At 59.5% G+C, this 19,377-nt stretch carries 15 protein-coding genes; 10 read left to right on the forward strand and 5 right to left on the reverse strand.

The genetic code is table 11. The features are described from left to right. Positions 1–170: 170 nt before the first annotated feature. Together ACHPFG_RS28600 and ACHPFG_RS28605 are read right to left on the reverse strand one after the other, a co-directional pair. Positions 171–800 (reverse strand): response regulator, encoded by a 630-nt coding sequence (locus tag ACHPFG_RS28600; protein ID WP_024077709.1) that lies wholly within the window; start codon positions 798–800, stop codon positions 171–173. A gap of 18 nt (positions 801–818) precedes the next feature. Beyond that, positions 819–2,813 (reverse strand): histidine kinase, encoded by a 1,995-nt coding sequence (locus ACHPFG_RS28605; RefSeq protein WP_431701067.1) that lies wholly within the window; start codon positions 2,811–2,813, stop codon positions 819–821. Positions 2,814–2,890: 77 nt separating this feature from the next. On the opposite strand from ACHPFG_RS28605, the gene ACHPFG_RS28610 reads away from it, so the two are divergent. Then, entirely contained in the window at positions 2,891–3,865 is a 975-nt protein-coding gene (locus tag ACHPFG_RS28610) for an alpha/beta hydrolase family protein (protein ID WP_431701068.1), read from the forward strand. Positions 3,866–3,909: 44 nt separating this feature from the next. Here ACHPFG_RS28610 and ACHPFG_RS28615 read toward each other — a convergent pair whose 3' ends face one another. From ACHPFG_RS28615 to ACHPFG_RS28625, 3 genes are read right to left on the reverse strand one after another with little or no spacing between them, the layout of a single operon-like run. Next, positions 3,910–4,677 carry a TerB family tellurite resistance protein gene (locus tag ACHPFG_RS28615; protein ID WP_431701069.1) on the reverse strand — a complete coding sequence of 256 codons (768 nt, stop codon included), beginning with the start codon at positions 4,675–4,677 and terminating at the stop codon, positions 3,910–3,912. Between the two features lies 1 nt (position 4,678). Further along, positions 4,679–5,353, reverse strand: a complete 675-nt coding sequence (gene murU / locus ACHPFG_RS28620) for an N-acetylmuramate alpha-1-phosphate uridylyltransferase MurU (RefSeq protein WP_431701070.1) — start codon at positions 5,351–5,353, stop codon at positions 4,679–4,681. Continuing rightward, entirely contained in the window at positions 5,350–6,375 is a 1,026-nt protein-coding gene (locus ACHPFG_RS28625; protein WP_431701071.1) for an aminoglycoside phosphotransferase family protein, read from the reverse strand. Before ACHPFG_RS28625 ends, murU begins: the two co-directional genes overlap by 4 nt. A 1,303-nt stretch (positions 6,376–7,678) precedes the next feature. Here ACHPFG_RS28625 and ltrA point away from each other — a divergent pair. From ltrA to ACHPFG_RS28670, 9 genes are all read left to right on the forward strand, one after another. Beyond that, positions 7,679–9,379, forward strand: coding sequence for a group II intron reverse transcriptase/maturase (gene ltrA / locus ACHPFG_RS28630; RefSeq protein WP_431701072.1), 1,701 nt, complete (start codon positions 7,679–7,681; stop codon positions 9,377–9,379). A 151-nt stretch (positions 9,380–9,530) separates the two neighbouring features. Further along, positions 9,531–12,305, forward strand: a complete 2,775-nt coding sequence (locus tag ACHPFG_RS28635; RefSeq protein ID WP_431701073.1) for an LPS-assembly protein LptD — start codon at positions 9,531–9,533, stop codon at positions 12,303–12,305. Continuing rightward, positions 12,280–13,620 carry a peptidylprolyl isomerase gene (locus tag ACHPFG_RS28640; protein WP_027605910.1) on the forward strand — a complete coding sequence of 447 codons (1,341 nt, stop codon included), beginning with the start codon at positions 12,280–12,282 and terminating at the stop codon, positions 13,618–13,620. Before ACHPFG_RS28635 ends, ACHPFG_RS28640 begins: the two co-directional genes overlap by 26 nt. Beyond that, complete coding sequence (pdxA, locus tag ACHPFG_RS28645; RefSeq protein ID WP_131699125.1) at positions 13,617–14,606, forward strand: 4-hydroxythreonine-4-phosphate dehydrogenase PdxA; 990 nt, start codon at positions 13,617–13,619, stop codon at positions 14,604–14,606. Before ACHPFG_RS28640 ends, pdxA begins: the two co-directional genes overlap by 4 nt. Then, positions 14,603–15,415, forward strand: a complete 813-nt coding sequence (gene rsmA, locus ACHPFG_RS28650; RefSeq protein ID WP_184744971.1) for a 16S rRNA (adenine(1518)-N(6)/adenine(1519)-N(6))-dimethyltransferase RsmA — start codon at positions 14,603–14,605, stop codon at positions 15,413–15,415. The genes pdxA and rsmA overlap by 4 nt, the downstream gene beginning before the upstream one ends. A gap of 103 nt (positions 15,416–15,518) precedes the next feature. After that, positions 15,519–15,899 (forward strand): Co2+/Mg2+ efflux protein ApaG, encoded by a 381-nt coding sequence (apaG, locus tag ACHPFG_RS28655; protein WP_027605913.1) that lies wholly within the window; start codon positions 15,519–15,521, stop codon positions 15,897–15,899. Further along, on the forward strand, positions 15,899–16,750 hold the full coding sequence (locus tag ACHPFG_RS28660; protein ID WP_131699123.1) for a symmetrical bis(5'-nucleosyl)-tetraphosphatase: 852 nt from the start codon (positions 15,899–15,901) through the stop codon (positions 16,748–16,750). The genes apaG and ACHPFG_RS28660 overlap by 1 nt, the downstream gene beginning before the upstream one ends. Positions 16,751–16,779: 29 nt before the next feature. Further along, the gene (gene glpE, locus ACHPFG_RS28665) at positions 16,780–17,109 is read left to right on the forward strand and encodes a thiosulfate sulfurtransferase GlpE (protein ID WP_131699122.1); all 330 of its coding nucleotides are present in this window, start codon (positions 16,780–16,782) and stop codon (positions 17,107–17,109) included. A 283-nt stretch (positions 17,110–17,392) separates the two neighbouring features. After that, positions 17,393–19,315: a PrkA family serine protein kinase gene (locus tag ACHPFG_RS28670; protein ID WP_003194732.1), complete on the forward strand. Its 1,923-nt coding sequence runs from the start codon at positions 17,393–17,395 to the stop codon at positions 19,313–19,315. The last annotated feature ends 62 nt before the right edge of the window (positions 19,316–19,377 follow it).

Genomic DNA, 19,377 nt, shown 5'->3' on the forward strand with positions numbered 1-19,377 from the left:
CAGGCGCGAGCCCCCGGAAATCGGGGGCCAGGAGAGAATCGCATCAGCCGGATGGAAGGTTTGGGGTAGGGATCGCCCTACACGGATGGCGGGGATTGAACAGTGCCACGGCGGCATACGCCGAGAATGGCTTTACCGGGGCTCAAGGCCTGTCGCAAACAGGCATGGCGTCACAACAGCTTGTGTTCCATCGCGTACTTCACCAGCTCCGCCAGGGACGTGATATTGAGCTTTTGCATCAGCCGCGCCTTGTGGGTGCTGATGGTCTTGCTGCTCAACGCCAGTTGCTGGGCGATGTCATTGACGTTGGCGCCCTGGGCCAGGCGCTCGAACACTGAGAATTCACGCTCGGACAGCAGCGAATGCAAGGGCCTCGAGTCAGTCAGGCCGACCTCGAAGACCATGCGGTCCGCCAGGTCCGGGTCGATGTAACGCCCGCCGGCCGCGACCTTGCGAATCGCCATCAGCAGCAGCGCCGGGTCGCTGTCCTTGGTGGCGTAACCCGCAGCACCCACCTTCAGGGCGCGGGCGGCCATTTGCGCCTCATCGTGCATCGACAGCACCAGGATTGCCGGCGGATTGTTCAAGGCGCGAATGCGCGCAATGGCTTCCAGGCCATTGACGCCGGGCATCGAGATGTCCAGCAACACCACCTCGCAAGGCACATGGCGCAAGGTCTCCAGCAACTGCTCGCCATTACTCGCCTCGCCCACCACCAGCAGGTCTTTGGCCAGGCCGATCAATTGCTTGATGCCTTCACGCACAATGGTGTGGTCTTCGGCTACCAGTACACGGATCACAAGGGCTTCCTCTTATCGTTATGCATCCAACGGCACCGTGACACTCAGGGTGGTGCCCTCGCCCAATTGACTGTCCAGGCTCAGCTGCCCACCCATGATCAGCACACGCTCGCGCATCCCCACCAGACCAAACGACACCGGGCGCCCCTGGGCCTGGACGAAACCGACGCCGTCGTCGCTGATGGTCAGCCGCAGGTCGTTGCCTTCCACCGCCAGGGTCAGCTCGACAGTATGCGCCTGGGCATGGCGCATCACATTGGTCAGCGCCTCTTGCAGGATACGGAACAGGCCGATGGCCTTGGCATCGCTCAAGGTCGGCAGGTTATCCGGTACCTGCACCAGGCAGGGGATTTGCGTACGCGCTTCGAAACGCCGTGCTTGCCATTCAATCGCCGAGGCAATACCGGCATCGAGAATCGGTGGGCGCAGCGCCGTCGCCACGTCCCGCACCAACTGGAACAGTTGGGCGATCAGGCGCTTCATGCTGTTCAAGCGCTCGTGCAGGCCAGGATCCAGTTGCGCATAGGACAGCTCGCACATGGAGGTTTCCAGCTTGAGCACCGTGAGCATTTGCCCGAGTTCGTCGTGCACTTCCCGGGCGATGCGAGCCTTTTCTTCTTCGCGCACGGTTTCCAGGTGGGCGGACAACTCGCGCAGTTGCGCTTCACTTTGCATCAAGGCGGCCAGGGTGCGGCGCAGTTCGGTGACATCGTTCAGGTAGACCACCAGGTACTCGGCCTCGGCAAATCGCAGAAAGCTCAAGGACACGTTGGCCGGCAGGATGCTGCCATCGGCGCGCAAACAATCGGTGGCGAAATTCTGCGGCCCCTCTTCGCTGGCCCGTGCGCGCTTCCACAGGTTGAGCCAGCGGTCCATATCCAGGGTCGGGTCGAGGTCGACCAGCGGTCGTTCGATCAGTGCGCCGGGCTCGTAACCGAGCATACTCTCGGCCGCACGATTGGCGTAGCGCACATGGCTATCCCAATTGACCCACAGGATGCCGACGGTGCTTTGGTCGATGGAAAACTGCGTCAAGCGCAGCGCTTCGGCACCGGCGGCACGGGCCGCGCTTTCTTCGCGGGCAGCCAGCAGGTCGTGCTCCAGCACGCGTTGCTGGCGGCGCAGCCAGAACACCACGGCCAGGCTGGCGAGCAGCAACAGGCCGAGCAGCAGGCTGAGGTTCTGCCAAAGGCCCTTGGATTCGGATAAACGTGGATATTTGGGTTGCAGCCAGCGACTGTGCAGTTGATCCAGGTCGCGGGCCGGGATGGCGTTCAGAGCACTTTCCATGATGCTGGCCAGTTCAGGCCAATCCCGGCGAGTAGCCACCCGCAGCAATTGCGGCAGGCCGATATCCCCCACCACCGCCAGCCCGCTGAACTCCGCCTCTGCGGACAAGCGGCTTAATTGCGCTTCATCCACAACGGCATAACGCGCCTGCTGGCTGACCAACAATTGCAAGGCCTGGCGCTCCATGGGCACGCCTTGCAGGTTGAGGCCGGGGTAGGTACTGCGCAGGTAATCGGCCACGGCGCTGGGCATGCGCACGGCAACACGGGATTGATCGTCGAGCTTCTCCAGCTCCACGGCACCACCGCCCTCGCGGATGCCGACAATATGTTGAGGCACACGCATATACGGGTCGGTGAACTGCCACAGGCGCAAACCGGCCGGGGTTTGCTGCAGGCCGGGGGCAATGTCCACCTCGTCGTCGCGTACCGCCGCTTCCAGTTGTTCCTGATCAGGGAAGTTGCGCCAGGTCAGCTCGATGTTCAGCGCCTTGGCCAGCCATTGCATCAGCTCGACATTCGCCCCGGACAAGCGCTGCAGACGCCGGTCGTATTGCGCGTAAGGCGCCTGCAACACCAGGCCCACCCGCAGCTCCGGGTGCTGGCCCAGCCATTCGCGCTGCTGCGCAGTGAGCTGCGCCTGTGGCCCAATGGGCGCAGGCGCGGCGTTTGCCATCAAGGCAAAACACAAACAGCCGATAACCAGCAGACAGCGAAAACCCATGATCCACGTCTCACATCACTGACAAATACTGACCAACCCATTAGGCTGCTGGAATCACTTCTGGCCGGGAATTAACGATGTCCTATCGAAACCGTTCGGCACTGCCAGCATTGTGCCTGTCACTGCTGTTTACCAGTGCCTTTTCTGCGCAGGCGGCTGAGGCCCCCGCGCCGGCCGCCGAAAAACCTGTCGAACGCCAGCCCCTGCCCGAGCGTAGCCAGGAAGAGGCCAGCGCGCTGGAACGCAAAATTCCGCAGCAGGAACAACAACAGTTGCAGGCCGGCAGTGATTCATTCCTCGCCCTGTGGAAACCGGCCAACAGCGCCGAGCCCGAAGGTGTGGTGATTATCGTACCGGGCGCCGGCGAAAATGCTGACTGGCCGCAAGCAATCGGTCCGTTGCGACAGAAATTGCCGGATGCCAATTGGGGCAGCCTCAGCCTGTCATTACCGGATGTGAGCATGGACACCCTGCCGCCGCGCGTCATGGAAGCGTCCAACGCCACCGTCGACACCAGCAGTAAAGAAGCGAGCACCGCCGACAAACCGATCGAGCAAGCCGCCAGCGCCGAGGCGGAAGGCACCGACCCGGCGGTGGTGACGGGCGCCGACGAGCAGGACAAGACCGACGCCTCGCGCATCTTTGCGCGCATCGATGCCGCCGTGGCCTTTGCCCAGACCCAGAGCGCACGCACTGTGGTGCTGGTGGGCCATGGCACCGGCGCCTGGTGGGCGGCGCGTTACCTGAGTGAAAAACAACCGTCCCAGGTGCAGAAGCTCGTGATGGTTGCCGCCCAGACGCCTACCGGGCGTCATCCGGATGTGCAGCAACTGGCGCCGGCGCTGAAGCTGCCGACGGCCGACGTCTTCTATCAAGACAACGCTCAAGCACGCAAAAACGCCCTGGCGCGCGCCCAGGCCGCGAAGCGTCTGAAGAATGACGGCTATAAGCAGGTGTCATTGAAGACCCTGCCCGGCAACAGCGCCGCCGAGCAGGAACAGTTGTATCGCCGGATTCGCGGCTGGTTGAGCCCGCAGGCCAGCGCCGACTGAGGATCAGCGCAAAACCAATGTGGTTATCCGTGAAAGAGTGGCCTCTAACGGAAATCCCGGCGCTCGCGAATCAACGCATAGGCGTTGTGCAGTTCACGGGTGCGCTCGGTCGCCTCACGCACTTGCGCAGGGCTGGCACCACTGCCGGCCACCTTGTCCGGATGGTGACGGCTCAGCAGACGGCGATAGGCACGCTTGATGGCCGAGGGCTCTGTGGTAGCTGTCACACCGAGCAAGCGCAACGCTTCCTGATAGGTCGTACCGCGATTGACCAGCGGCTTGCGCTCAGGAGTGTAGTCGGCCGCCAATGCCTGGAGCTGTTGCGGTGTCCAGCCCAACCACTTACCCCACAGGTCGATCAAATCACGCTCGGCGTCATCCGCCTTGCCGTCCGCCCAGACCATCCGCCAACACGCACGCAACACACCTTCCGCCGCATGGGGTTGGGACTTGAGCACACGAAGGTAGCGGCGCACCCGGTCGGAACCGGACTTGCCACGGTTGAACGCTGCAATCGCACGGCGCTGGGCCGAGTCGGTCATGTCCAGCGAGCGCATTTCTTGCCGCGCCTGCTGGATATGCCCATCCACCACACGCCCATTGCTTTTAGCCAGGCGCCCGAGCAACACAAACAATAACTCGTCATTGCGTAACGCCGGACGCCCGCCCAAGCGCTCGCGCAACTGTGCCCAACTGTGCAGTTGCATTCGGCGATCCAGCGCCTGCCCCAACAGCGCACCCAACAAGGCCCCCGGAATACTGGCAATGGCAAAGCCAGCCCCGGCGCCGATCAGCGTCCCTGGCCACAACATGCTACTGCCCCGCTGTCAGCAGGGTTTCGACGTGCGCCAGGCGCTCCAGCGTGCCGACATCAATCCAGTGTCCCGCCATGTGTTCCCCCGTTACCAAACCTTTCGCCATGGCCGCACGCAGCAGCGGCGCCAGCTTGAAGGCACCGGCGCTGCAACCCTCGAACAGCCGGGGGTCTAGCACTGAAATGCCACTGAAGGTCAGGTTATCGGCACCGGGCACCGCATCATGAAGCAAGCCCTGATCAAGGTAGAAATCACCACCCGAGGGATGATGTGCCGGGTTGTCGACCATCACCAGATGGGCCAGGCCCTGGAGCGGTTGCTTGAGCCGGGTGAAGTCGTAGTCGGTCCAGATATCGCCGTTGACCACCAGGAACGGCTCATCCCCCAGCAACGGCAGCGCCTGGAAAATCCCGCCACCGGTTTCCAGCGGTTCGCCCTCCGGGGAGTAGCGAATGCGCAGGCCGAACTGCGCACCATCCCCCAGGTAGCTCTCGATCTGCTGGCCGAGCCAGGCATGGTTGATCACAACATCGGTGAAACCGGCCTTGGCCAGCGCCTCCAGGTGGTACTCGATCAGGCGCTTGCCGCCGGCCTGCACCAACGGCTTGGGGGTGTGCAACGTGAGCGGACGCATCCGCTCGCCTTTGCCCGCGGCCAGGATCATGGCCTTCATACGCTAGCCTCTGCAGGTTGGCGCAGGCTGGTCAGTAACTCAGCCAGCTCGCTCAACTCCGGACGATCAGCCAGCACCGCTTCTATATAAGCAAAGAAGCGCGGTACATCGGCCAGATAGCGTGGCTTGCCGTCACGATGGCAAATGCGCGCAAAGATGCCGATGACCTTGAGATGGCGCTGCACGCCCATGAGATCGCTGGCGCGCAGGAAGTCTTCGAAATCCGGCTGTACCGGAATGCCGACCTGGGCCGCACGCTCCCAATAGCCGCGTTGCCATTCCCGTACGCGGGCCTGGGGCCAACTGAGGAAGGCGTCCTTGAACAGGCAGGTGATGTCGTAGGTGACCGGACCATACACTGCGTCCTGGAAATCCAGCACGCCAGGGTTCGGCTCGCTGATCATCAGGTTGCGTGGCATATAGTCGCGGTGCACCAGCACTTTGGGTTGCGCCAGGGCGCTGTCGATCAAGTGATCGCTGACACGCTGCCAAAGTGCCCGCTGCTGAGTATCCAGCTCGATACCCAAGTGTCGGCGCACGTACCATTCAGGAAACAATTCGAGCTCGCGTCGCAGCAAGGCGACGTCATAGCTGGGCAGTGGCGCGTCCATCGGCAACTGCTGATAAGCCAGCAAGGCGTCGATGGCATCAGCAAACAACTGATGGGCGTTTTCGTCGTTTATCACGTCCAGATAGGTTTTTCTGCCCAGGTCATTGAGCAAAAGAAAGCCTCGGGGCAAGTCTTGCGCATAAATTTTCGGAACATTTATTCCCGAAGTGGATAGCAAATACGCGATATCGACGAAAGGTTTGCAGTTTTCCTGGGGGGGGGGCGCGTCCATTACCACGAAAGTTCGACCGCCGCCGTCCCAACGGAAATAGCGCCTGAAACTCGCGTCGCTGCTGGCCGCAGTCAATGTGGCCGGGGGTACGACACCCCAGCCTTGAGCGTTGAAAAGGATCGGCAACTGCTCATCCAGCCAGACTTCCAGCTGTTGTAAACGTAGATCTTGCTCGGGCATTACAAGGGTCTCCGACGGCGCTAGCCGTCAAGCGGGGCATGCTTTATTATCACGCATCTTGTGCGACACGCGTAGCGTGTCTCCAGGTTGGCGGTGAGACGTCATCGTCAAGGGTTTTCCGCAAGAAAACCGATAGCCCGGTAGCCAATCCGGGAAACAAAACAGCCCAGGAGTCCCACTGCTTAGAAGGACTCGTTGTCGCTGCGGCGACGATAGCGAACCCCAAAGCCGCTTAGCACTCAGAAGCGCGGCTATGGTCCGAATTTCGGACTGGGAGTGCCCACTTCACTACTGATGAGGTCTCTATGCGGAAACGTCTAGCCCTTAAAGCTGATGTATCGGCAAGTCAGACAGATATCTCCAAAGCTCTCGATGACGTCTTGTATCGACTGACTTGGAAATTTGCGGGAATGATATCGGCCTTTACGGTCGTCATTATTTGCGCCGTCTTCTACATCAGATAGCGAATCCACTCAGGCCCTAGGCCTACCCTTGCGGGATGAATCCCCGCAGGGATTCCTCCTGCCTTAAAACAGGAGGAAATACTCTTTGAGCGTGCTGCCTTGCAGTCCTCCGCTCACATCAAACCGGAGACACGAGCGAAAACTCTGTCTGTCATTGTCCAACTATCTTGCTCTGAGATAGCAGCGGACTCGTTGTGCGACCAACGATAGCCTAGGAAAACATGCGTCACTGGTAACGGTGGGGTGTGAAGCTTTTCCGACAATGTAGTCCCCATCAGGGTGTGCTTTTGCCGTGAGGCAAGGTACAGACGCTCGGAGCAGTACCGGGTCGAGACGCTAGGCTGGTTGGCATGGGTAACGTAAGTGAACTGCTGATAAACGCCGTAATGATAAACATGCCAAAACTGCTGTCAGGCATGGACCAAAAGGTATGGGGCCAGTTATTCCTGTGGGATGTGGGAATACGTCGCTACAAGGCCTCCGGTGAAAAGGCAGACCCTAAACCAATCGTGTGACAGGCAGGGAACGTGGTAAGCCCGTATGGCTGCCTTCGGGCAGGTGAACCGCAAGGGGATCTGTTGGCTGTGCGGGTATGGGATCGCAGAAAAAGCGAACGCCGGGCTGTAATGGCACGGATAGGGGGTGGAACATTCCCCCACGGGAAACCGGGCAGACTTCTGCGTGGTCTTTTATCGCATGAACGCTGAGTAGACCTGTCTCAATCATCTTCGAAGTCCGGCAGTAATGGGCTTCTTTTTCATCCACTCCTGACGGGAGCGTCCATTCCCGTCAGGGGATGCGTACGTCTTCTGCTTGGGGAAACTTGAGAGGAAGGCAGCATGTTAGTACCTAGCCAACTGGCCGAGTCTGCACCTTCCGGCGTTCCGCAGCATTGGCATGACATCGATTGGTGTCGTGTGCAGCGGAACGTACGGGCGATGCAGATTCGGATTGCGAAGGCTTGTAGGGAAGGCAACTGGCGCAGGGTGAAAGCCCTGCAACGGATGCTAACCCGCTCTCGTTCGGCCAGATACTTGGCCATACGGCGAGTCACTGAAAACCAGGGCAAGCGCACGGCGGGAGTCGACCGCGTGCTTTGGGATACACCTGATGCCAAATGGAAAGCGGCAAATGGGTTGAAGCGCCACGGGTATAAACCACGGCCACTACGGCGTGTGTTTATCCCTAAGTCGAATGGAAAGGAACGCCCCCTGGGCATTCCAACCATGACGGACAGAGCCATGCAGGCGCTATACCTGCTAGCCCTGGCGCCTATCGCTGAAACCACCGGCGATCCAAACAGCTACGGCTTTCGGATCGAGCGCTCCACGGCTGATGCGATGGGACAGCTGTTCGTTTGTCTATCCAAGAAGGCCTCGGCCCAATGGGTATTGGAAGCGGACATCAAAGGCTGCTTTGACCACATCAACCATAACTGGCTGATCGAAAATGTCCTAACGGACAAAGAAATCCTCCGGAAATGGTTGAAGGCTGGAGTGATTCATAAAGGCCAGCTACAGGCAACGAATGCCGGTACACCACAGGGCGGGATTATCTCGCCCACCTTGGCAAATTTGGCGCTGGATGGACTGGAATCACAGCTCAAGCAACATCTGGGCGTGACGAAGGCGAAGAAGCTAAAAATCAACGTGGTGCGATATGCGGATGATTTTGTGATTACAGGCAGCTCGAAAGAAATGCTCGAAAATGAAATCAAGCCTTGGGTTGAGCAGTTTCTCGCGGTTCGAGGATTGCAGTTGTCGCTCGAGAAAACCCATGTCGTCCACATAGATGAAGGTTTCGACTTCCTTGGTTGGAATTTCCGCAAATACGGCGGGAAACTCCTGATCAAACCTGCCAAAAAGAACGTGAAAGCGTTCTACCGGAAGGTAAAGGAGGTCATCAGCACTAACAAAGCGGTGAAACAGGAGGAGTTGATCCGCCTGCTTAATCCGATACTGCGAGGCTGGGCGCTGTATCACCAGCCAGTAGTCGCCAAGAAGGCGTACAGCCGCATGGACCACCAAATATTCCAGGCGCTTTGGCGTTGGGCGAAAAGGCGACACCCAAACAAAAGTCTCGATTGGGTAAGGGAGAAGTATTTTCAAACCTACGAAAATCGAAGCTGGGTGTTTTCCACCACGGTCATAACGGAGTCAGGAGGCAAAGAAGCAATTCGGTTATACGCCCTAGAGGCCACGCCGATTGAGAGGCACAGGAAGATCAGCGGGGATTTCAATCCGTTTGATCCCTCTATGGAAGAAATGGGAGAGGCATTGCGGATGTCCCGGATGCTCGGGAAATTGAAATACCGCAAACAAATTCTTCATCTGTTTCAATCCCAAAAAGGACTGTGCGTACTATGCAAAAGCCCAATATCTAGGGAGACTGGGTGGCACGACCACCACATCATTTATCGCTCACAAGGCGGTGGTGACTCGCTGGACAACCGGGTACTATTGCATCCCATTTGCCACCAGCAGCTTCACGCTCGTGGACTAACAGTGTACAAACCGGCTCCCCCAAGGGGGGCTTCGTAAAGACTTGAGCCGTATGCGCTGAAAGGCGCACGTACGGTTTTTAGGGGGGAGCAGACCAGAAATGGTCTGTTCCTACCCAACTTTCAGACCATCGAGAGGCGTGCGGCCCAAACCGCGGGCAGATGGCACGCAGGAAGCCCGGACTAATAAGATGGCATTGAAATCCCCCGCGTTTCGTAGAAAATTTCCGTTGCTGGTAACCGGCAGTCTGCTGGTCATGCAACCCTTCGCCACCTCATTCGTGGTCGCCGCGGAACAGTATGACTGCTCAGTCTCTGCTTCGGGTGCCTGGGACTGCGCGCCAAAGACAGCCGCAGCCCCATTGCCACCGCGCCCGGTGCATGACGGCGCAGCCGTCAGCTCGGCCAACAGCACGGCGCAGGCCGACGCTGGCGGCAGTGCCGAAGCCGAGCCGAAGACCGCACTGGTCACCGAGTCCAAGGGCCGTGGCCTGCGTTCGCGCAGCGCCGACTACAGCCACTTGGACTGGGTGCCTCGCGAAAAGTTGACCGCAGCCCAACTGGCAGAAACCGGTCCTTACTGCGGCGGTGCGTACATCGAGCCAACTCGTCCTGGCATGAACGACAAGACGAACAAAAGCGATGCGCCCACCTTCATCGGTGCCAAGGCCTCTCGTTACGAGCAGGAACAACAAGTCGCAACCCTGGCCGGTGACGTCGTCATGCGCCAGGGCAGCATGCAGCTGGAGTCGGAAGAAGCCAGCCTGTATCAGGCCGAGAACCGTGGTGAGCTGAACGGTAACGTGCGACTGCGCGACAACGGTGCCTTGATCGTCGGCGACCACGCCCAGGTTCAACTGGACACCGGCGCGGCGCAGATCGACAACGCCGAATACGTGCTGCACAAGTCGCGTATCCGCGGTAACGCGCTGTACGCCAAGCGCGCCGAAAACGCGATCATCCGTCTCAAGGACGGTACGTACACCACCTGCGAGCCGGACAGCAACGCCTGGCAGCTCAAGGGCAACAACATCACGTTGAACCCGGCCACCGGTTTCGGTACGGCCACCAACGCGACGTTGCGGATCAAGAACATCCCGATCCTGTACACCCCTTACATCTATTTCCCGATCGACGACCGTCGTCAGTCCGGCTTCCTGCCACCGAGCTTCAGTACCGGCAGCGAAACCGGCTTCACCCTGGTCACGCCGTACTACTTCAACCTGGCGCCAAACTACGATGCCACGTTGTACCCGCAATACATGACCAAGCGCGGCATGATGATGGAAGGCGAATTCCGCTACCTCACCAAGTCCAGCGAAGGTCAGTTCGGCGGCGCGTACCTGAACGACGACAGCGACGAACGCAAGCTGCAGACCGATTACGACAAAACCCGCTACATGCTCAATTGGCAGCACAAAGGTGGCTTGGATTCGCGTGTACTGACCCAGGTCGACTACACCAAGATCAGTGACCCTTACTACTTCCAGGACCTCAAGTCCTATCAGGAGGGTGTTGAGAGCCGGACCTTCGTCAACCAACAGGGCTCCGTGGCCTATCGCGGCGACTCCTTCCAGGCGCGCTTGAATGTCCAGGCTTATCAGCTGGCGACGATTTCCCAGATCACACCGTATGACCGGCTGCCACAGATCACCTTCAATGGTGCCCTACCTTACAGCCCGGGGGGCTTGCAGTTCGCTTATGAAACCGAAGCTGTAAGATTTGATCGGGATCTTGAGAACGGCAACTTCACCGATAAAGACGGTGTCACCAGCGCTCGACTGGATACCAACGTGAGGGGCCTGACCCGCGCAAACGGCACGCGCCTGAACCTGGCACCGAGCATTTCGCTTCCGCTTAATACGACGTACGGTTTCATCACGCCGAAGCTGAAATACGTTTACACCAAGTACGACCTCGATCTCGATACCATCGGCAAGAACTCGCTGGCTGCTGGGGACGAATTCAAAAGTTCTCAAAGCCGCGCCGTCCCAATTGCCAGCGTCGACAGCGGCCTGTACTTCGACCGCAACACCAACTGGTTCGGCAAGGAATATCGCCAGACCCTGGAGCCGCGTGCTTTCTACCTTTACGTTCCAAACAAAGACCAGAGCGATATTCCTGTCTTTGATACCAGCGAGTACTCGTTCAGCTACGCCTCGCTTTTCCGTGACAACCGCTTCAGTGGTTCCGACCGCATCGGCGATGAGAACAAACTGTCGCTCGGCCTGACCAACCGCTGGATCGAAGAAAACGGCTTCGAACGTCAACGCGTCAGCGTCGGCCAGGCTGTGTATTTCAAGGACCGCGAAGTTCAACTGCCGGGCGTGCTGGCAGCCGACCGTGCCGATGCACAGTCCGACGTATCGCCCGTTGCCTTGGACTACGAGTTCCGCTTCAACCGCGACTGGCGCGCCACTGCCGACTACAACTGGGACACCGAGGAGCACAGCCCTCGTTCCGGTAGCGCGATGCTTCACTACCAGCCGGAAGACAACCCGAACAAGATCATCAACGTCGGTTATCGCTATCGTAACGACCAGGTCGTCTACAACCAGCTGACCGGCAAATGGCAGTTCGGCGGTGACTACGGACAGCCAGGCGATCCGAACTTCGTGAAGGATTACTACAAAATCCAACAACACGATTTCTCGATGATGTGGCCGATCATTCCCCAGTGGAACCTGATCACCCGCTGGCAGTATGACTACGCTCGCAACCGTACCCTGGAAGCCTTCGGTGGTTTCGAGTACGACAACTGCTGCTGGAAACTGCGCGTCATCAACCGTTACTGGGTTTCCAACGACGAATACAGCCAGATCGCCCCGCTTAACGAAAAGGGTGACCACGGGCTCTTCCTGCAGATCGTCCTCAAAGGACTCGGCGGCCTGACCGGCGCCAAGGTAGAGAGCTTCCTCGACAAAGGCATTGAAGGTTATCGTGAACGTGAAGACCAAGCTTTCTGATTGTCTGCGCCCGCTAGTGCTGGGCGCGCTGTTCCTGGGCACCGTATCGGCTCACGCCGCGGTTCAGCAACTGGATAAAGTAGTGGCCATCGTCGATAACGACGTGATCATGCAAAGCCAACTGGACCAGCGCGTCAAGGAAGTGCAGCAAACCATCGCCAAGCGTGGCGGTGGCGTGCCACCTACCAGCGTGCTGGACCAACAGGTACTGGAGCGCCTGATCGTCGAAAACCTGCAACTGCAGATCGGCGAGCGTTCCGGCATCCGTATTTCGGACGAAGAACTGAACCAGGCGGTCGGCACCATCGCTCAACGCAACAACATGAGCATTGATCAATTCCGCGCAGCCCTGGCCCACGACGGTCTTTCATATGAAGACGCCCGTGACCAGATCCGCCGCGAAATGATCATCAGCCGTGTGCGTCAGCGTCGCGTTGCCGAGCGAGTTCAGGTGTCCGAGCAGGAAGTGAAGAACTTCCTGGCCTCCGACTTGGGCAAGATGCAGCTTTCCGAAGAACTGCACCTGGCCAATATCCTGATCCCGACCCCGGACAGCGCCAACTCCGAGCAACTGAATGCGGCAGCGGCGAAAACCCAGGCTATCTATGATCGCCTGAAAGCTGGTGCTGACTTTGCCCAGATGGCCATTGCCCAGTCCGGCAGCGACAACGCCCTTGAAGGTGGCGATATGGGCTGGCGTAAAGCTGCTCAACTGCCACCTCCGTTCGACCGTGAACTGAGTGCCATGGAAGTGGGTGGCATCACCCAGCCAGCCCGTACCCCAGGCGGCTTCATCATCCTGAAGTTGCTGGAACGTCGCGGTGGCGAGACCTCGCTGAAAGACGAAGTGCATGTTCGTCATATTCTGGTCAAACCAAGCGAAATTCGCACCGAAGCACAAACCAAGGAACTGGCCCAGAAGATCTATGACCGCATCGAAAGCGGTGAAGACTTTGCCACCCTGGCCAAGAGCTTCTCGGAAGACCCGGGTTCCGCCCTCAACGGCGGCGACCTGAACTGGATCGACCCGAAAGCCTTGGTGCCCGAGTTCCAGCAGGTGATGGCCGATACTCCGCAAGGCGTACTGTCCAAGCCGTTCAAAACCCAATATGGCTGGCATGTGCTGGAAGTCCTTGGCCGTCGCGCCACCGACAACACCAGCCAAGCCCGCGAGCAGCAGGCTCTGAACGTACTGCGTAACCGCAAATACGACGAAGAGCTGCAAACCTGGCTGCGTCAGATCCGTGACGAAGCCTACGTGGAAAACAAGCTGCCAGGCGCCGAGCAAACAGGCACCGACCAGGCAGCTCCGTGAAACCCCAGCGTTTCGCCGTGACACCCGGCGAGCCGGCCGGCATTGGTCCAGACCTGTGCCTGCTGCTCGCCTCGCAGCCCCAGCCTCACCCCCTGATTGCCATTACCAGCCGCGACCTCCTCCTTGAGCGGGCCGCGCAGCTGGGTGTGGTCGTCAATCTGCTGGACGTGGCACCCGGCAACTGGCCCGACCTGCCGGCAGCCGCTGGCAGCTTGTATGTGTGGAACACCCCGCTGCACGCCAAGGTCGTTGCCGGAAAACTCGACAAGGCCAACGCGGCGTTTGTCCTGGAAACCTTGACCCGCGCGGGGCAAGGCTGCATCGACGGCGACTTCGCCGGCATGATCACCGCGCCAGTCCACAAGGGCGTGATCAACGAATCGGGCATTGCGTTTTCCGGCCATACCGAATTCCTGGCCGAGCTGACCAACACCGCTCAAGTCGTCATGATGCTGGCCACACGCGGCCTGCGGGTCGCCCTGGTGACCACGCACCTGCCATTGCGCGACATTGCCGACGCCATCACCGCCGAGCGTGTGGAGCGCGTTACGCGCATCCTGCATGCCGACCTGCAGCAAAAATTCGGCATCGCCCAACCGCGCATTCTGGTCTGCGGGCTCAACCCCCACGCCGGCGAAGGCGGACACTTGGGCCATGAAGAAATAGACATCATTGAACCAACCCTGGAGCGTCTGCGCCAAGAAGGCATGGACCTACGCGGTCCACTGCCAGCAGACACTCTGTTTACCCCAAAATATCTGGAGCACTGCGACGCAGTGTTGGCGATGTACCATGACCAGGGGCTGCCGGTGCTGAAGTACAAAGGCTTCGGCGCCGCGGTCAACGTGACACTGGGCCTGCCGATCATCCGCACCTCCGTCGACCATGGCACCGCCCTGGACCTGGCGGGCAGCGGCAAGATCGATACCGGCAGCCTGCATGTGGCCCTGGAAACCGCCTATCAGATGGCCGAGACCCGTATATGACCGAGCATTACCAACACCGGGCGCGTAAGCGCTTCGGGCAAAACTTCCTGCACGACGCTGGCGTGATCGACCGTATCCTGCGCTCCATCCATGCCAAGCCAGAAGACCGTTTGCTGGAAATCGGCCCGGGCCAGGGCGCGCTGACCCAAGGCTTGCTCGCCAGCGGCGGCCAACTGGACGTGGTTGAACTGGACAAGGACCTGATCCCCATCCTCAACCAGCAGTTCGCCAACAAGCCCAATTTCAACCTGCATCAGGGCGATGCACTGAAGTTCGACTTCAATACCCTCAACGCCGCGCCCAACAGCCTGCGCGTGGTGGGTAACCTGCCGTACAACATCTCCACACCGCTGATTTTCCACCTGCTGAACAACGCCGGGATCATCCGCGACATGCACTTCATGCTGCAGAAAGAAGTGGTGGAACGCCTGGCCGCCGGCCCTGGTGGTGGTGATTGGGGTCGCCTGTCGATCATGGTTCAGTACCACTGCCGCGTCGAACACCTGTTCAATGTCGGCCCGGGTGCGTTCAACCCACCGCCGAAGGTCGATTCGGCCATCGTGCGCCTGGTGCCTCACGCCGTATTGCCACACCCGGCCAAGGATCACAAATTGCTGGAACGCGTGGTACGTGAAGCGTTCAACCAACGCCGCAAGACCCTGCGCAACACGCTCAAGGCGCTGCTGAGCAACGCCGAGATCGAAGCCGCCGGCGTCGACGGCAGCCTGCGCCCCGAGCAACTGGACCTGGCCGCGTTCGTGCGTCTGGCCGACCAGCTTGCCATCCAGCCTGCGCCGTCCGCCGACTGAAGCACCCAGGCATGGCCAGACACATGTCTGGCCTAGTGCCCACCTCTTGGCCTAGACTGATCCGCATCTGCTGTCCTCCGCTTTTGCTTTTAAGGCCTCTTGCATGTCCGATCCTCGCTACCAGATCGACGTCAGCGTCGTCACCCGCTTCCTGGCGGACCAATCGCAACCTGAACAGAACCGCTTCGCCTTTGCCTACACCATCACGGTGAAAAACAACGGCCAGGTGCCGGCCAAGCTGCTGTCACGCCACTGGGTGATCACCGACGGTGACGGTCAGGTCGAGGAAGTTCGCGGCGCAGGCGTTGTCGGCCAACAACCGTTGATCGACATCGGCGCCAGCCACACCTACAGCAGCGGCACGGTAATGACCTCCAAGGTCGGCACCATGCAAGGCTCGTATCAGATGAAAGCCACTGACGGCAAACTGTTCGACGCCATCATCAAGCCTTTTCGCCTCGCCGTACCAGGGGCCCTGCACTGATGGCAACGTACGCGGTCGGCGACCTGCAAGGCTGCCTGGAGCCCCTCAAGTGCCTGCTTGAACGGGTGGCCTTCGATCCGGCGAATGATCGCCTGTGGCTGGTAGGCGACCTGGTCAATCGCGGCCCCGAGTCCCTGGAAACGCTACGTTACCTGTATAGCGTGCGCGATTCCCTGGTGTGCGTACTGGGCAACCATGACCTGCACCTGCTGGCGGCCGGCAGTAACATCGAGCGCCTGAAAAAGGGCGATACCTTGCGCGAAATCCTCGAAGCGCCAGATCGCGCGCAACTGCTTGACTGGCTGCGTCGGCAAAAGATCATGCATTACGACGAAAGCCGCAATATGGCCTTGGTCCATGCCGGTATTCCGCCGCAGTGGACGCTGAAAAAAGCCCTCAAGTGCGCCGCCGAAGTCGAAAACGCCCTGGCCGATGACAGCCTGTACACCGCCTACCTCGACGGCATGTATGGCAACGAGCCAGTGAAGTGGGACAACGACCTCACTGGCGCGGCCCGCCTACGGGTGATTACCAACTATTTCACACGCATGCGCTTCTGCACTGCCGAGGGCAAGCTGGACCTCAAGAGCAAGGAAGGCGCCGACACGGCGCTGCCCGGCTACAAACCGTGGTTTGCCCACAAGGAACGCAAGACCCGCGACACCAGGATCATCTTTGGTCACTGGGCAGCCCTTGAAGGCAAGTGCGACGAACCTGGCGTGTTTGCCCTCGACACCGGCTGCGTGTGGGGCGGCGCCATGACCTTGATGAACATCGACACCGGCGAGCGCCTGAGCTGCCAGTGCGAATCTCCCCTTCCCGTTACACTGCCAGCTGCCGCCAAACGCTAGTCCCCGCAGCCATGCACAAGGAGCCCACCATGAGCGAATTCAAACGTATCCCTCCCGAACAAGCCCAAGCCCTGCGCGAGCAAGGCGCGGTGGTGGTCGATATCCGCGACCAGCCGACTTACGCCGCCGCTCACATCGCCGGCGCCCAGCACCTGGACAACGTCAACATCGCCGATTTCATCCGCGCTGCCGACCTTGACGCGCCGGTGATCGTGGCCTGCTACCACGGCAATTCCAGCCAAAGCGCCGCCGCCTACCTGATCAGCCAGGGCTTCTCCGATGTCTATAGCCTGGACGGCGGCTTTGAGCTATGGCGTACGACCTATCCTGCAGAAATTTCATCCGGCGATTCGCAATAATTTTTTTCACACACCGCTACCCCGCGTGACGCTTGGGCTCGCGCCGTTTCTGACGAACGGCGCAGGCAAACTAATTGCTCATCGTCCCTTGCCCTCTCCGATTCCGACTATCCTTAAGCGCAGGCCATCCGAATCAGGGGAGAGCCGGTACACCGGCGTGCGGGTCATCGGTAGCGTTTAGGGTGTTCTGGGGGGAAAACGGCCATTGGCGTTCGTCAATGACTGCCAGCATCGACTGATAGATCCGGCGTCGGCTCCACGTATCGAGCGAGGTGACGACGTCATGAGTATTTTTAGCCACTTCCAACAACGCTTCGCATCCACACAGCAGGAAGAACTCACGCTTCAGGAGTATCTCGAGCTGTGCAAACAGGATCGCAGCACCTACGCGTCTGCCGCCGAACGCCTGCTATTGGCGATTGGCGAGCCGGAGCTGGTGGAAACCGCCAATAATTCGCGCCTGTCGCGAATATTTTCCAACAAGGTGATCCGCCGCTATCCGGCCTTTGAAGACTTCCACGGGATGGAAGAATGCATCGACCAGATCGTCTCCTACTTCCGCCACGCCGCTCAGGGCCTGGAAGAGAAGAAACAGATCCTCTATCTGCTCGGCCCCGTTGGCGGTGGTAAATCGTCCCTGGCCGAAAAACTCAAGCAACTGATCGAGAAGGTGCCCTTCTACGCCATCAAGGGCTCACCGGTCTTCGAGTCGCCCTTGGGCCTGTTCAACGCCACGGAAGATGGCGCGATCCTCGAAGAAGACTTCGGCATCCCACGACGTTACCTCAACACCATCATGTCGCCCTGGGCCACCAAGCGCCTGGCCGAGTTCGGCGGCGACATCAGCCAGTTCCGCGTGGTGAAACTCTACCCGTCGATCCTCAACCAGATCGGCGTGGCCAAGACCGAACCTGGCGATGAGAACAACCAGGACATTTCGGCGCTGGTGGGCAAGGTCGATATCCGTAAACTGGAGGAATTCCCGCAGAACGACGCCGACGCCTACAGCTACTCGGGCGCACTGTGCCGGGCCAACCAGGGCCTGATGGAGTTCGTGGAAATGTTCAAGGCGCCGATCAAGGTGCTGCACCCACTGCTCACCGCCACCCAGGAAGGCAACTACAACAGTACTGAAGGCCTGGGCGCGATTCCGTTCACAGGGATCCTGCTGGCTCACTCCAACGAATCGGAATGGCACACTTTCCGCAACAACAAGAACAACGAAGCCTTCATCGACCGGATCTATATCGTCAAGGTGCCGTACTGCCTGCGGGTCAGCGATGAAATCAAGATCTATGACAAGCTGCTGTTCAATAGCTCACTGGCCAAGGCCCACTGCGCACCCGACACCCTGAAGATGCTCGCCCAGTTCACCGTGCTGTCGCGTCTCAAGGAGCCGGAAAACTCGAATATCTATTCGAAGATGCGTGTGTACGACGGCGAAAACCTCAAGGACACCGATCCCAAGGCCAAGTCGATCCAGGAATACCGCGACACAGCGGGCGTGGATGAAGGCATGAACGGCCTGTCGACGCGCTTTGCGTTCAAGATCCTGTCCAAGGTCTTCAACTTCGACCCCCACGAGATCGCCGCCAACCCGGTGCACCTGCTGTATGTGCTGGAGCAGCAGATCGAACAGGAACAATTCCAGGCGGAAACCCGCGAACGCTACCTGCGCTTCCTCAAGGAATACCTCGCGCCGCGCTACATCGAGTTTATCGGCAAGGAAATCCAGACCGCGTACCTGGAGTCCTACAGCGAGTACGGCCAGAACATCTTCGACCGCTACGTGCTGTATGCGGACTTCTGGATCCAGGACCAGGAATACCGCGACCCGGAAACCGGCGAAATCCTCAACCGCGTAGCCCTGAACGAAGAATTGGAGAAGATCGAAAAACCCGCCGGCATCAGCAATCCGAAGGATTTCCGCAACGAAATCGTCAACTTCGTACTGCGCGCCCGCGCCAACAACAACGGCAAGAACCCCACCTGGCTCAGCTACGAGAAGCTGCGGGTGGTCATCGAGAAGAAAATGTTCTCCAACACCGAGGATCTGCTGCCGGTCATCAGCTTCAACGCCAAGGCCAGCAAGGAGGACCAGCAAAAACACAACGACTTCGTCACACGAATGGTCGAGCGCGGCTACACCGACAAACAGGTACGACTGCTCTCCGAGTGGTACCTGCGGGTTCGCAAATCGCAGTAAGGCAGCGATAGGCGTGCACTGCCAGGTCATGGGCCTGGCAGTTGACCGCTTGTCTCTAAGCT

This window comes from Pseudomonas sp. BR20 (assembly GCF_050780135.1).
Classification (GTDB): Bacteria; Pseudomonadota; Gammaproteobacteria; order Pseudomonadales; family Pseudomonadaceae; genus Aquipseudomonas.